Here is a 13,900-nt window from a genome sequence, read left to right as displayed (position 1 = left end):
TTCCTGGGGGAGGACGACATCGGCGATCTGGTGGCCAAGCGCGACGCCGCATGGGCAGTTCCGCAGCCGAGCTGAGGGATGATCAGCGGCTCGCGAGCTCGGGGACGAGCCCGGCGTTGACCGCTGACTCCAGGTAGTTGCGCGCCTCGGGCAGGGACGACGCAGACTGACCACGATTGGTACCTGGGCGGCCGGGCGGCGTGATGAGCCACTTTCTCGAAGGCCCAGGGGTCGGCGGCTCTTCTCCGCCGGCGCTGAGCAGCTCAGCGAAGGTGCACCCGCGAGGGCATGGCGATCGCCCGCTCGCGGGGCCGATTGAAGGGCCGAGCGCCGAAACTGACTACGCGGCAGCAGGCCGAGCTCGTACGCATGTACGCCACCGGCAACTACACCATCGCCGAGCTGATGGAGGTGTTCTCCGTCACCGAGGCCGAACACGTCGACCTGCTACAGGCGGCAGGCTTTGCCGATGTGCGGATCACCAGGACGCATGCGGCAGGCGGCGGCCTTCACTCGGCCATCGTCCAAGCCCGCAAGGCGTAGCCGCGTCCTCGTTTCGGTCCGGGGGTTTCATCGGGCCTGACATCCCGGGGTGCTGTGTCGTCGGTCTGGTGAAAAGCCGAGATTCCACACCGATGGGAAGTGATGGGTAGCGATGCCTGCGCACCGCGAGGTAGACGAAGCCAAGATCAAGCAGCAGGTGGAGAAGATCGTCGAAGGAATCCGCGCCAAGGACCTCGACGGCCTGAGGCGGCTTTACGCGACAGACGTCGTCTCCTTCGACATCGAGCCGCCGCTGCAGCACGTGGGGATAGAGGCGAAGATGGAGAACTGGACGAGGGCGTTCACGCTCTTCCAGGATGTGAATTATGAGCTTCGCGACCTGACCGTCACCGTGGGCGGTGACGTGGCATTCGGCCACGGTTTCGGCCGGCTCAGCGGCACGCTGCGGAACGGGACGGCGACGAGTGGCATGTGGGTCCGGGCCACGTTCTGCTTCCGGAAGAGCGACGACCATTGGTTGATCGCGCACGACCAGGCCTCTGTGCCGCTCGACATCGCGAGCGGCAAGGGCGTTACCGACCTCGAGCCCTGACGAGTCGCCTACGTTCGGGGGCGTCGCGGGCGCTGCCGCCGTTGAGACCCGGCCACGGGTCCAGAGTGCCCGGCACCGGTGTGGCGTCGGGCACTCTCCGGGGTTCAGCGATGGCCTGCGGCGACGGCTCTTGGACGTGGATATCTGCGTGCCGGACCGGCTGAGGAACGCTGGTGGTTCAGAATCCGATGGTTTCACGGAGCAACAGGACGGTGCCGCGCCCCGGATAGGGCTCCGCGTTGAGGATGAGAAGGCGGTTGAGAGCACTGGGCTTGCCGTACATCCTCATGGCACGGTCGTTTCCAGCGGAAGGCAGTGCTCTTCGGCGCGGCGCAGCGCGGCGGGCAGGTCGGCCACCACCTTCTGCGCCACGATGACGTCGGGGGTGGACATTAGCCGCCAGATCTCGCGCAGCTGGGTGGCACGGTCCATGGCCAGGCCGCGTGGCTTGACGGCGTCGTAGCGTCCGCCGGCGTTGATGTCCTCCTCGATGCCGGACAGGCGGAGGGTCTCGCCGGTCCCGGTGAACACGCTGGCGCCCTCGGGTATCAGCTCTTGGACGCGGATACGCGCGGCGGCGGCGTCATCGAGGATTTCCACGGTGAAACCGTGTCCCGTCAGCGCAGCGGCCGCCCGCTCCAGGCCCTGCGCCGGTGCCGGACCGGCGAACCCTGAGCCGGCATTGAGGTAGTCATGACGTCTCTGAGTTTCCTGTTCGCTGGATGATGATGTGTTCGTCTCGGCAGTACGACGACACGAACCCGCGGAATGTCAGGCGACGCGCCGACCTCACAGGTCGGCGCGCTATCTCGTCGAACGGTCGAACAGGTGAGGGCAGAAGCGACCTAGGGAGCCATCGACACCATGACCACCCGATCCGAGTCAGGACACGGCCTGAGTGCGATCATGAGCGAGCGGCGCCAGTTGATCAATTTCGCCTACCGGCTCCTCGGCTCCCTGGCCGAGGCCGAGGATGTCGTGCAGGAGACCTACGCCCGCTGGTACGCCATGTCCCGGCAGCAGCAGGACGCCATCGAGTCCCCCGGCGCCTGGCTGACGAGGGTCGCCGGGCGCATCTGCCTGGACGTGCTCGGCTCGGCGCGCGCGAGGCGGGAGCGGTATGTGGGGGAGTGGATCCCCGAGCCGCTGCCCCAGCGTACGGAGTGGATCGGCGCGCGACCGGGCGGTGCGACGGCCGACCCGGCCGACTGGGTCACCCTGGACGAGTCGGTCAACATGGCCTTCCTGGTCGTGCTCGAATCGATGACCCCGGCCGAACGCGTCGCATTCGTCCTGCACGATGTCTTCTGCCACTCCTTCGCCGAAGTGGCCGAGATCGTCGGCCGGACTCCGGCGGCATGCCGCCAACTGGCCTCCTCGGCCCGCCGCCGCATTCGCGAATCGCAGAGCCCCTCGAGTCCGACAGCCCAGCAGGCCCGCATCGTCCGGGACTTCAAGCAGGCATGGGAGGCCAAGGACATCGACGCCCTGATCGGCCTGCTCGACCCCGACGCCACGGCGATCGCCGACGGCGGCGGCCTCGCCATCACCTTCCTGCGCCCCATCGAAGGTGGCGAGCAGATCGCGCGCGCCTGGGTCGAGATCGCCGAGCGGAGGCCCGGCAACATGACGTTCCTGGAGCGTACGGTCAACGGTCAGCCCGGTCTGGTGGCTCAGCAGGACGGCGTCACCGTGACGGTGTTCGCGTTCGAGGTCGCGGGCGATCGAATCAAGCACATCTGGGCGGTACGCAACCCCGAGAAACTCCGTCGCTGGACGACGGGCTGACCAGCCTCGGGCTGACCACCGAGCAGGAACGCCTGTACCGCTACCTGCTGCGTAACCCCCGCATCAATCCGGACACCCTCGCCGCCGACCTGGTCATGCCTGAAGCACGCCGCGTGTTCACGGAACTCACCGCGCTCGCCTGGTCGACGAGGCCATGACCGCGCTCACGCTGGCCGACGCGATGGACCTGCTCGTACGACGGCGCCTGGAGCAGACCCGGCGCCAGCTCACCGTACTGAACATGGCCTGGGACGTGCTCACCGAACTGACCGAAGAACACCGCAGCGGCCGCCCCGTCCAGATGGTCGAGCACATCCCCGACGGGCCGGCCATCACCCGGCGGCTGCGCGCCATGCCGGCCGACGACCCCGGCGAGTTGACCCACCTGAAGATCCGCGCTCGCAGCGCCACATCCGGCTACGACGACACCCCCTTCCGGCGGTTGCTGGCCCGCGGACTGCACAGCCGCACCCTGTTTCCCGCCCAGGCGCTGGCGGACCCGGACCAAGAACCCTACGCCCGGTACTGCCACGCCCTGAGCGACCTGCACCGCGTGACCACCGAGCCGATCCGCCACCTGGCGATCGTCAACCGGCGCGTCGCCTTCGTCCAGGCCAACCCGGCAGATCCGCAGGCGGGCGCGCTGCACATCCGCCAACCCGGCGTGGTGGCCATGCTCGCCGACGTCTTCGACGGCACCTTCGGCTCCACGTCGGCGAACAACCCGGCTGGCAACTCGATGGCCCTGATCGCGTTCGGCTTGCGGCTCTCCGTCAGCATCGAATCCAGGCTCACGTTGCCCGGCATCGCCTTGATCAGTGACAGGACCGAGCCCTCATCCTCGTCCAGATCGTCATCGCTCTCCTCCGCGGTGTTGTCGGCGGCCACCAGGGCGAGCACCCCCCACCTTCCCTAAGAAATCTACATTGTAAAGGGCGTTGGCGGAGGCTAAATCACCTTCAGGCACCAAAGGCACGGGCTCCGCCCGTACATTCTCCAAAACAGAGCGCCTGCGCTCCCTGGATCGGCCCGCGCGCCCGCACCGGGGGTGCTCGCGTACGACGGCGGCGAGCCGGTCGGCTGGGCCGCCGTGGCGCCGCGCTCGGACACTTCCTTCGCGCGCAGCCGTAGGATTCCGCATGTTGACGATCTGCCGGTCTGGTCGCTGTGGTGTATCCGCGTGCGCCCTGGTCATCGTAAGAGGGGGATCTCGCATGCCCTGATTGCCGGTGCGGTCGAGTTCGCTCGTGCCCATGGCGCACCGGCGATCGAGGCGTACCCGCTGGACAGCGGTGGCGCCGAGGTCGACGTGACGATGGCGTACGCCGGGATCCGGAGGAACTTCGAGCGCGCCGGGTTCGTCCACGCCGCCGACACCACCTCGGTGCTGGCCGGTCACCCCCGAGTCCTGGAAGGCGAGGTCGGCCTCGAACTCCTTGGAGGCGAAGCCTTTGTTCGCACGGCCGCGCCGCCCTGCATCTCGTGCGACGGGCCCGCGCCCGCGGCGACCTCGCGCCCGGCCGGAGCGGTCGACGCACTGCTGCGCAAGAGCCCGGGGGCCTGTCCGGCTCTTGATCGCTCAGTGGCCGCGGATCCGGGCGGCCAGGTCGGCGGGGCCGGCAACCCAGTAGGGGTAATGCATCCGCGTTCCTGCACCCCCGCCACCACCCGCCGTCGACGGTGACTCTTCGCTCGCCTATACTCGCTGCGATCATGGTAAAGAAGGTGCCCTTGAACGAGCTGGGACGTTCTCAAGAAGATCTCGGGATGACCGAGCGCACAGCCGGGATTTCGATCGACGCGGACGGGCGTGACTCCTCCGGCAGGGCGATGAGCAGGTTGGCCGGCGAGTATACGGCGTATGTCAATGGGCTGAGCTTCGCCGATGAGGCGCCGTTGCCGTATGAAGAATTCGCCGCCGGCTATCGCGAGCTCAGGGCAAGTCTTCACGCCTCGTGCGAACAGCTCGCCGGCTCGCTCGATCGCGCCGGAGCCGGACAGATCGCCATGGCGGTGGTCAACAGGGGAACTGAACTCGCCAACGGCGAGCTCGCCGACAGCTCCCGCGCCGACGGCGGGCACGCGTGATCGAGCAGGCCGTAGCGAGCGGGCTGGCGTTGCTGGGTGTCCCGCCCCTGCCTGGGCTGGAGGCCATCGATCGGCACATCACCGAACTGGACGAGGCCGCCACACGTCACCAGGCACTTGCCACCGAGAGCAGGCAAGCCCTCCGGCTCGCCTCGGCGAACAGCGGTCCGGCCGCCGACGCGGCGAACGCCTACGTGACCGGTCGCGACGGAACCGCCACCACCGCTGAAGACCTCGCCCACCGCCTGTCGGTCACCGCCGACACCCTGCGGTGCACCAGAGGCGTACTGGTCTGGGCCGGCGGACTGCTGGCCGGGTTGGGACTGCTTGCCATCGCGGTCGCCGTACACGCGCCTCAGCTCCTGCCCAGGCTGAGAGCGCTGGCCGCCAAATTCTTGTTCAGGTTGCGTGAGGTCATCGCCCGCATCGGCGCACTGCTGCGAGGCATGTCCACGACCTTGACCAACCGCAGGGTCAACCAGATCGCCAGCCGCTTCCACGACAAATGGCGTGCGCCACGCAAACTTTCCGACAACACCTACGAATCCAGGTGGAAGGCCACCACGGACTCAGCCTGGATCAAGAAGCACAGCACCGATCAGGTCGACATCGCCAACACCCGCTACCGCTCTCTGCCCGCCGACTGGCAGCACGAGAACCGGGAGTCCGCGCGCATCGGGTTGCAGCTCGTCGACGAGGCACGTGTGAACGGCGTGGACGTCCGGAGCGAGCGGTTCATGGAGGAAGCGAGTTCGGTAGTGCACGACAAGTGGCTGGCCCGCAACGCGTCCTGGGCCACCGAGGAGCAGCGCCGCCCCTACATGCTGCTTTCTGAGGCGGAGAAGGAGAAAGATCGCGACGTCATCCGCACAGTCCTCGGGATCTAGGGGTGGGCTTCTGGCTCACCCGAAGAAACACCAGATCAGACCTCGTGTGCGAATTTTGAAGCGCTACGGGGTCGGCGCGACTGATGCGCGGCCGCGCTTACAGGTCGTTGCCGGCGTAGGACAGGTTGAAGCTTTTGTTGGCCAGGGGGAAGTCGGGGACGATCGCGCTGTTGAGGGCTACTGGGAGAGCGGGCCAGTTGAAGAAGGACGGATCGACGATTTTCACGCGGGTGAGGGTTTCGTCGGGGGCGAGTTCGATGCGGTGGGTGATCGTGCCGCGCCAGCCCTCGACGAGTCCCACGCCCGTGGACGATCCTTCGGCCGGGGGTGAATCTGCGGGGGCGGCGGGCTCGTCGACCAGGTGAGTGATCAGGGCGATGGAGGCGGCGATCTCGTCGGCCCGGATCTGGAAGCGGGCCAGCACGTCTCCGCCGGTGCGGCGGGCGGGGGTGAAGTCGCCCAGGTCGGTGAAAGGGTGGTCGCGGCGGGCGTCGAGATCCAGTCCGCTGGCGCGGGCCACGTAGCCGAGCGTGCCGAGGTCGCGGGCGGCGTCGGTGGACAGGACGGCTGTGCCGGTGAAGCGGTCGGCGACCACGGTGTGGCGCAGGGCGAGTTCGACGAGTTCGGCCACGTCGGCGCCGATGGTGTGCAGCCGATCGGGGTCGGGCGGGGTCTTCAGGTGGGCTCCGCCGAGGCGGACACCGCCGCGCAGCAGCCGGTGTCCGGTGGCCTCGGCGTTGAGGCGCAGGAGTTGTTCGCGGATACGCCCGGTGTGTGCGTGCAGGATGCCGTAGGCGACGTCGTTGCAGAGCGCGCCCAGGTCGGTGATGTGGTTGTAGAGGCGTTCCAGCTCCAGTAGCACGGCGCGGGCTCGCTGGGCTTGCGCGCTGACCGGGGTTCGGGTGGCTTCTTCGACGGCCAGGCAGTAGGCGAGCGCGTGGCCGACGGAGGTGTCGCCGCTGACGCGCTCGGCCAGTTCCAGTCCGTCGGCGGGTTGGCGGCCTTCGAAGAGTTTTTCGATGCCTTTGTGCACGAACCAGAGCCTGGCTTTGAGCTTGATGATGGTCTCGCCGACCACGGAGAAGCGGAAGTGTCCTGGTTCGATGAGGCCGGCGTGGACGGGTCCGACGGGGATCTCGTAGACGCCCTGGCCCTGCACGGTGACGAACGGGTACGGGCCTTCGGGGTCGCCGAAGGAGGGTGGCGGCCCGGCGTCGGCGCGCATCGGGTACCAGCCGCGCGGCCAGTGGTGGTGGCGCACCAGCCGCCGGGGGAACGGATGATCGAGTGGCGTGATCCCGTACAGGTCGCGGATCTCCCTTTCGAACCGGCCTGCGGGGAAGGACAGGTGGGCGAGGCTGGGCACCGCCGGCTGATCGAGGGGGACGCGGAGCCGCAGCTCGGTACGGCGATCAGGGCGACCGGCGACGAACAGGTACGCCAGGGCGAACCCGTCGGCATCCTGGCGTGCGGATACCAGCGCCAGCCGGTGGCCGTCGGCCAGCAGCCGGGCGGCGTGCTCGGGCAGTTCGGCGGGGCTGGTGTCGGCGGCGGCGCGGATGGTCATGGCGTTGCTCCGGCGATGGTGGCGGCGGCTTGCAGCAAGGGGTGCAGCGGTCCGAGGGTGATGCCGAGGATGGCGCAGGCGGCCAGGCCCGTGACCAGCGGGACGGCTACGGTGCGCGGCAGTGTGATGGCCTTGCCCGTCTCGCCGCCGAGAAGCATCCGCCGGGTGTGGTGGCCGATGGCGGCGACGATGACGAGCATCAGCACCAGGGCCGCCGCGACCGCCCAGCCCAGCCCGGCGGCGAAGCCCGCTCGCGCGATGCCCAGTTCGCTGGCGAACAGGCTGAACGGGGGCAGGCCGAGCAGGGCCAGTATCCCGAGCGCGAACGTCCCGGCCAGCAGCGGCGCTCTGGCCGCCAGGCCGCGTACCGCGTGGATGCTGCTGCTGCCGAGCGCTTGGTGCAGGTGTCCGGCGGACAGGAACAACACCGACTTGCCGAGCCCGTGCCCGAGGATGTGCAGCAGGACGGCGGCGAGGGCGAGGGTGTTGCCGATCGCCGCGCCGAGGGCGAGCAGGCCCATGTGCTCGATGCTGGAGTAGGCCAGCAGCCGCTTGTAGTCGCGCTGGCCGAGCAGCAGCAGCGCTGCCACGGCGAGGGAGGCCAGCGCCACGATGATGAGCAGTGCCCGGATGAACTCCGCGCCGAGCGCCGCGTCGGCGATGACCTTGACGCGCAGGATGGCGTAGAAGGCCACTGACAGCAGCACTCCCGACATCAGCGCCGACACCGGGGCGGGGGCCTGGCTGTGCGCGTCGGGCAGCCAGGCGTGCATCGGCGCCAGCCCGGCCTTGGTGCCGAACCCGAGCACGAGCAGCATGACCGCGATGCGCATGACGCCGGGGTCGAGCCGGCCGGCGTGCTCGGCCAGTACCGCCCAGTCGAGGGACGGCACGCCGGCGTGGGTGGCGGCGTAGTAGGCCATGACGATGCCGAGCAGCGCGAGCGCGATGCCGACCGAGCAGATGACCACGTACTTCCACGCGGCTTCGGTGGCCTGGCGGGTGTGCCGGTGACCGACCAGGAAGGCGGTCAGGATCGTGGTCGCCTCGATGGCCACCCACAGCAGGCCGAGGCTGGAGGCCAGGACGGCCAGCGCCATCGCGGCGATGAAGGCTTGGGTGAGCGCCCCGTAGCGGCGCATCGCGCGCGGTTGGGTGTGCCCGGCGGCCAGTTCGGCTGCCAGGTAGGCGGGGCTGGCCAGCATGGCCAGCAGCGCGACGGCGCCGATCACGAGCAGCATGAACGCGCTGAGCGCGTCACTGACCAGTAGCCCGCTCAGAGCGTCGCGCCTGCCTGCCGTGGTCAGGGCGATGGCGCAGGCCAGCAGCCCGGCCGCGGACAGCGCGCCCAGCCAGGCGGTGACCCGGTTCCAGCCGAGCACGGCGTAGACGCAGGCGGCGGCCGCGGGCACCGCGACCGGAGCGATCATCAGCGGGCTTCCCATCAGTCGCGCAACTCCCGTAGTTCGTCGAGGTCGGTGCCGCCGAACGCGGCCCGCATCCGGGTGGTCAGCACCTGCAGCACCAGGACGGCCAGCAGGATGTCCAGGGAGATCCCGAGCTCGACGACGAGCGGGACGCCGCTGGTGGTCAGGAACGCGGTGGCGGTGATGGCGTTGTCCATCAGCAGGAACCCCACGACCTGCGACAGCGCCCGCCTGCGTGTCACCAGGACGAAGAACCCGATCAGCAGCACGGTCAGCGCGACCGGCACGGCCTGCGTGGCCGGTGTGGGCGACAGCCGTATCAGCGGCTGGGACAGGGCGTAGGCCAGCATCGCCAGCACCGCCGCTGCCAGCAGCGAGGTGGCCACGTTGACCAGCGGCTGCGTCTCGCGGCCCGCACCGCTCGCCGCCGGCGCGCGGCGCATCAGGTACGGCAGCAGCGCGGCACGCAAGGCGCCCACCCCGGCACCGACCAGGATCAGCTCGAGGTCGCCCTCCCGGGCGCCCATGACGACGATCAGCGCGGTCAGGGCCACCCCTTGCAGGGCGAACAGCCACACGATCGCCGACAGCTCGCGCCGCCACAGCACCAGCACGCCCGTGAGCAGGAACGCCCCGCACGCCAGGTCGAGTAGCTGGATGTACATCGCGTCAGTCATGTTCACGCCCACGTTCAGGCCAGGAAGAAGGAAGCGGCCACGGCCAGCAGCGCCAACAGGAACGATCCGGCCAGCAGTTCGGGAACGCGAAACAGCCGGAGCTTGGCCATGAACACCTCACCGACCGCCAAGACCACTCCCAGCACCCCCACCTTCGCCACGAGCGCGATCACCGCCACCAGCAGGGCGAGCACTCCCGCGTCCGCGCCTGCGATCCCCAGCGGGAAGAACAGGCTGGACAGCAGGCCCAGGAGCACCGACAGCCGCATCGCCGACGCCCACTCGACCAGCGCCAGGTCCGGTCCGGCGTACTCCAGCACCATCGCCTCGTGGATCATCGTCAGCTCCAGGTGCGTGGAGGGGTTGTCGACCGGGATGCGGCCGGTCTCGGCGATCGTGACGATGGCCAGCGCGACCGCGGCCAGCAGGCTCGCCGGGGAGATGACCGTCAGCGGGTCCTGCACGGTCGCGGTGACGATCGTTCCCAGGCTGGTGGAGCCGACTCTGATCGACAGCGCGAAGGTCGAGACCAGGATCGTCGGCTCCACCAGTGCCAGCACGGTCATCTCCCGGCTGGCGCCCATCCCGCCGAATGCCGTGCCGGTGTCCAGCCCGCCCAGCGCGAGCGCCACCGATCCCAGCGCCAGGAGCGCGGTCACCGCGAACAGGTCGGCGACGCCGTCCATCGGCGAGGCCGTGGTCACCAGCGGCACCGCTGCGGCCACCACCAGCGTGGTGCCTGCCAGCAGCAGCGGGGCCACGCGGAACACCCAGCCGGTGCCGTGCGGGGTGATCGGCTCCTTGCGCATCAGCTTGCGCAGGTCCCGCCACGGCTGCCAGACGCCGGCCCCGGCGCGTCCCTCCAGCCGGGCGCGGACTTGCCGCATCACCCCCACCAGCAGCGGCGCGCCGGCCACGACGACGATCACCTGGAGCACCGCTCCGATCACGCCCATCACCACAGGACCACCAAGACGGCGAGCGCCGCGATCAGCGTCCAGAACCCGTAGCCGAGATAGCGGTGTACGCTGCCGGTGGCCAGGGCGCGGGCTCCCCTTCCGACGGCCGCCGCGGCGGCGATCAGCGGATCGTAGAGCCGGTGCTCGATCCGGTCCGGCACCTGCGCGTGGAAGCGCACGCGTTCCACCAAGTAGGCCGACTCCTTCACCGGGGTGACGTCCACGTCGTTTTCGGGGGCAAGCACGTTGTCGAAGACCCGCTGCAACGGTTCGGCGAACGACGTGGCGGTGTACTCCATCCGGGCCGACATCGGCCCGGCGCCGCAGTCCCAGAGCCGTGCGGCGCGCCGCACCCGCCGCGTCGCCGTCACCCGTACCAGGCCCAGTACGGCGACGACAGCGGTCATGAGGGCGACGGCGATCAGCAGCGGCGAGATCATCCCGGAGATCCCGTTCAGCCGTAGTGCCAGCTCCCCGTTCACCACGTCCCGTCCCGGGAACACCGCGCCGACCGCCTGGCCGAGCGCGGGCACGACCAGCGTGGGAGCCAGTGCCAAAGCCACGCAGGCTGCCACCGCTAGTGTCATGGCGCCCAGCATGGCCGGCGAGCTTTCACCGGCCCGCTCGGCCTCCGCGCTGCGCGGCCGGGCCAAGAAGCCCACGCCGAAGGCCTTGACGAAGGTGGCGACCGCCAGCCCCGCCGACAGCGCGATGATCGCGACGGCCGGCGGCATCGTCACCGCACCCGCCACCCCGGAGCCCGGCAGGGCGTGGATCAGGCTCTGCAGCAGCCGCCACTCGCTGACGAAGGCGTTGCCGGGTGGCAGCGCCGAGGCGCACAAGGCCCCGACCGCGAACACGACGGTGGTGTACGGCATCCGCGTGCGCAGCCCGCCCAGCGCGTCCAGGTCCCGGGTGCCCGTCGCGTGCAGCACCGACCCTGCCGACAGGAACAGCACTGTCTTGAACGCGGCGTGGTTGACCACGTGCAGCAGCGCCGCGGCCAGTGCCAACGCCGCCGGCACCGGCAGCTCGGACGCGGCGAAGAAGCCCGCCGCGCCCACCCCGACCAGCACCAGGCCCATGTTCTCCGTCGTGGAGTAGCCCAGCAGCCGTTTCAGGTCCGAGGTCACCACCGCCTGCAAGATCCCGAACAGCGCCGACGCCGCTCCGGCCGCCAGCACCAGCAGCCACCACCAGGTCGGCCCGTCGCGCAGCAGATCCAGTCCGACGCGGATGACGCCGTAGGCGCCCAGGTTCACCATTGCCGCGCTCATCAGCGCCGAGACGTGACTCGGCGCCTCCGGGTGCGCCCGTGGCAGCCACACGTGCAGCGGCACGATGCCCGCCTTGGCGGCGAACCCGGCGAACGTCGCCAGGAACACGACGGTCTTGGCGGCCGGTGGCAGCTCGGCGGCGCGCAGGTGCTCGAAGCTCTCCCCACCGGCCCCGGCGGCGAACGCGACCAGCCCGGTCAGGATCGTCACCAGGCCGAGGTGGGTCATGACCGCGTACCACAGCCCAGCCCGGCCCACCGCCTCCCGCCGCCGGTGCTCGGCCAGCACCAGCAGCAGCGACGAGACGGCCATCAGCTCCCAGGCGAGCAGGAACGTGCTCACACTGGCCGCGGCGGGCACCACCAGCATGGCCGCCACGAACAGCGGCAGCACGGACTGGACCACGCGTCCGTCCAGGCCGTGGCCGCAGTAGCCGATCCCGTAGATCGCCGCACACACCGCCACCACCCCGGTGACCGCGATGAACACCCCGCCCAGAGGGTCGACCGCCAGCCGCACCCCGGCCAGCGGCAGCAGCTCCGGCAGCCAGGCCGACCAGCTCGGACCGGGCCCCGCGGCCACAACGGCCGCCGCACCGGCCGCCGCGCCCACAGCGCCAGCTTCTGCCGTACACCAGCCCGCCAGATGCAGCCGCGCCCGCGGCGGGGCGATCAGGGCGGCCAGTGCGGCGACCGCGCAGCCGGACAGCGCCACCACATACAGCGTGCCGACCAGGTTCATCGGCCGGTCAGCCCCCGCAACGCCGTCACGATCGCCTCAGGCTCCGGCGGGCACCCCGGCACCTCCACATCCACCGGCACCACGTCGCTCACCGCTCCGACCACCCCGTAGGCGCCGGCGAACGCCCCGCAGTTGCGCGCGCAGTCACCCAGCGCGATCACCAGCCGCGGCTCAGCAACCGCGTCATAGGTGCGCTGCAGCGCCACCTCCATGTTGCGGGCCACCGGCCCGGTCACCAGCAGGGCGTCCGCATGCCGCGGCGAAGCCACCAGCCGCGCGCCGTACCGTTCGGCGTCATAGACCGGGCCGAACGCCGAAGCGATCTCCACCTCGCACCCGTTGCACGACCCCGCGTCCACATGTCTGATCTGGACCGATCCGGCAAGCTCCGCCGCCTTCGCCGGCGGCTCACCTGGTGCGCGCTCCGGCGCGGGCTCGGCCACCCGGCCCGTCTGCGCGATCTTCCGCCACAACCCCATCGTCGCCTCTCCACCGCTCACCAGCCAGGACCCGGACGATCAGCAGAAGATCACCCGGGTCGGGGCTGATACGGTGGCTGCCGCAACCCGGCCGACAGCCCGCTCTGCAACGCGCTCACGTGCCGCGACCTGGTGGAAACCCCGGCCTCGGCAGCAGCCGGAACGCCCACCTTCACGATCGCCGCCGTCAGCCCGACCGGCAGCCGGCGCGGGCGGTGACCGACGGCGGTCAGGCAGGCCCAGCCCGCCGAGGGCAACGGGCTCACGAGGCGCCGCTTCCGGCATTGTCCTCCAGCAACTCGCTGAGCAGCTCGCTCTGTCCCGCCAGCTTTTCTGTCAGCAGCTCGCGAGCCGCGCGCAGCAGCCCGGCCACCCGGCCACCGGCAAGCGCGTAGACCATGGTGGCCCCCTCGCGCTGCGCGCTCACCATGCCCGAGCGGCGCAGCACCGCCAGATGCTGCGACAACCCGGTCGGCTCCACCTCAATCGCGGCCAGCAACTCCCGCACCGGCATCGGCCCGTCCTGCAGCAGCTCCAGCACCCGGATCCGCACCGGATGGCCCAGCAGCCGAAACAGCTCGGCCTTGGCCTCATACAGCGGTATCGACATCACGCCCCGCCTCCTCCTGCGACCCGGGCCGGCCCTGCTCGATGGGGACCCCGTGCGCCTGGGCCAGCCGCCAAGCGTCCTCCCACTCGGCCTCGGCCACCAGCATCGCGTGCGCGTCATCAGCGTCGCGGGCGGCCTGCAGCGCCTGCCAGGCCAGGCCGGCCCGTTCCCGCACCGCAGCAGCAAACACCGTGCTCACCAGCTCCTCACATCCGCCCGCACGACACATTCTGCGAACACCACACTCAAAGCAATTACGCATCTTCGCAATTACAATAGCGCAAGGGCGGGTGCCCCAACGGTC

The 13,900-nt window shown here is 70.1% G+C and carries 17 protein-coding genes; 7 read left to right on the top strand and 10 right to left on the bottom strand.

Going from position 1 to position 13,900, the window contains the following annotated elements:
- The first annotated feature begins 288 nt into the window (after positions 1-288).
- Both ABD844_RS28095 and ABD844_RS28090 read left to right on the top strand, forming a co-directional pair.
- Entirely contained in the window at positions 289-543 is a 255-nt protein-coding gene (locus ABD844_RS28095) for a hypothetical protein (protein WP_344884369.1), read from the top strand.
- A 112-nt stretch (positions 544-655) separates the two neighbouring features.
- The gene (locus ABD844_RS28090) at positions 656-1,096 is read left to right on the top strand and encodes a YybH family protein (protein ID WP_344884366.1); all 441 of its coding nucleotides are present in this window, start codon (positions 656-658) and stop codon (positions 1,094-1,096) included.
- Positions 1,097-1,381: 285 nt separating this feature from the next.
- Here the strand turns inward: ABD844_RS28090 and ABD844_RS28085 are convergent, their stop codons facing one another.
- A complete protein-coding gene (locus tag ABD844_RS28085; protein ID WP_344884364.1) occupies positions 1,382-1,696 on the bottom strand; it encodes a hypothetical protein in 315 nt (104 codons plus the stop codon).
- 264 nt (positions 1,697-1,960) lie between these two features.
- Between ABD844_RS28085 and sigJ the strand changes: the two genes are divergently transcribed.
- From sigJ to ABD844_RS28060, 5 genes are all read left to right on the top strand, one after another.
- A complete protein-coding gene (sigJ, locus tag ABD844_RS28080) occupies positions 1,961-2,884 on the top strand; it encodes an RNA polymerase sigma factor SigJ (RefSeq protein ID WP_344884361.1) in 924 nt (307 codons plus the stop codon).
- A 154-nt stretch (positions 2,885-3,038) separates the two neighbouring features.
- Positions 3,039-3,800: a hypothetical protein gene (locus tag ABD844_RS28075; RefSeq protein ID WP_344884358.1), complete on the top strand. Its 762-nt coding sequence runs from the start codon at positions 3,039-3,041 to the stop codon at positions 3,798-3,800.
- Positions 3,801-3,932: 132 nt separating this feature from the next.
- Positions 3,933-4,568 carry a GNAT family N-acetyltransferase gene (locus ABD844_RS28070; protein WP_344884355.1) on the top strand — a complete coding sequence of 212 codons (636 nt, stop codon included), beginning with the start codon at positions 3,933-3,935 and terminating at the stop codon, positions 4,566-4,568.
- 29 nt (positions 4,569-4,597) lie between these two features.
- Positions 4,598-4,972: a hypothetical protein gene (locus ABD844_RS28065; protein ID WP_344884352.1), complete on the top strand. Its 375-nt coding sequence runs from the start codon at positions 4,598-4,600 to the stop codon at positions 4,970-4,972.
- Positions 4,969-5,859: a hypothetical protein gene (locus ABD844_RS28060; RefSeq protein WP_344884349.1), complete on the top strand. Its 891-nt coding sequence runs from the start codon at positions 4,969-4,971 to the stop codon at positions 5,857-5,859. Before ABD844_RS28065 ends, ABD844_RS28060 begins: the two co-directional genes overlap by 4 nt.
- A gap of 97 nt (positions 5,860-5,956) precedes the next feature.
- Here the strand turns inward: ABD844_RS28060 and ABD844_RS28055 are convergent, their stop codons facing one another.
- The 9 genes from ABD844_RS28055 to ABD844_RS28015 are packed head-to-tail and all read right to left on the bottom strand — an operon-like array spanning position 5,957 to position 13,795.
- Entirely contained in the window at positions 5,957-7,426 is a 1,470-nt protein-coding gene (locus tag ABD844_RS28055) for a hydrogenase large subunit (protein ID WP_344884346.1), read from the bottom strand.
- Positions 7,423-8,856 (bottom strand): proton-conducting transporter transmembrane domain-containing protein, encoded by a 1,434-nt coding sequence (locus tag ABD844_RS28050; protein ID WP_344884343.1) that lies wholly within the window; start codon positions 8,854-8,856, stop codon positions 7,423-7,425. Before ABD844_RS28050 ends, ABD844_RS28055 begins: the two co-directional genes overlap by 4 nt.
- 14 nt (positions 8,857-8,870) lie before the next feature.
- Complete coding sequence (locus tag ABD844_RS28045; RefSeq protein WP_344884340.1) at positions 8,871-9,530, bottom strand: hypothetical protein; 660 nt, start codon at positions 9,528-9,530, stop codon at positions 8,871-8,873.
- A 14-nt stretch (positions 9,531-9,544) separates the two neighbouring features.
- On the bottom strand, positions 9,545-10,486 hold the full coding sequence (locus ABD844_RS28040; RefSeq protein WP_344884337.1) for a respiratory chain complex I subunit 1 family protein: 942 nt from the start codon (positions 10,484-10,486) through the stop codon (positions 9,545-9,547).
- A complete protein-coding gene (locus ABD844_RS28035; RefSeq protein ID WP_344884333.1) occupies positions 10,486-12,507 on the bottom strand; it encodes a proton-conducting transporter transmembrane domain-containing protein in 2,022 nt (673 codons plus the stop codon). The genes ABD844_RS28040 and ABD844_RS28035 overlap by 1 nt, the downstream gene beginning before the upstream one ends.
- Complete coding sequence (locus tag ABD844_RS28030) at positions 12,504-12,986, bottom strand: NADH-quinone oxidoreductase subunit B family protein (RefSeq protein ID WP_344884330.1); 483 nt, start codon at positions 12,984-12,986, stop codon at positions 12,504-12,506. The genes ABD844_RS28035 and ABD844_RS28030 overlap by 4 nt, the downstream gene beginning before the upstream one ends.
- Positions 12,987-13,036: 50 nt before the next feature.
- Positions 13,037-13,252, bottom strand: coding sequence for a hypothetical protein (locus ABD844_RS28025; RefSeq protein ID WP_344884327.1), 216 nt, complete (start codon positions 13,250-13,252; stop codon positions 13,037-13,039).
- Complete coding sequence (locus ABD844_RS28020; RefSeq protein ID WP_344884325.1) at positions 13,249-13,596, bottom strand: ArsR/SmtB family transcription factor; 348 nt, start codon at positions 13,594-13,596, stop codon at positions 13,249-13,251. Before ABD844_RS28020 ends, ABD844_RS28025 begins: the two co-directional genes overlap by 4 nt.
- On the bottom strand, positions 13,577-13,795 hold the full coding sequence (locus ABD844_RS28015) for a hypothetical protein (protein WP_344884322.1): 219 nt from the start codon (positions 13,793-13,795) through the stop codon (positions 13,577-13,579). Before ABD844_RS28015 ends, ABD844_RS28020 begins: the two co-directional genes overlap by 20 nt.
- Positions 13,796-13,900: the final 105 nt, after the last annotated feature.

The organism is Nonomuraea antimicrobica (assembly GCF_039536965.1).
GTDB lineage: Bacteria > Actinomycetota > Actinomycetes > Streptosporangiales > Streptosporangiaceae > Nonomuraea > Nonomuraea antimicrobica.
The sequence above is the reverse complement of the archived record's forward strand: the minus strand, read 5'-3'. Positions and strand labels throughout refer to the sequence as shown.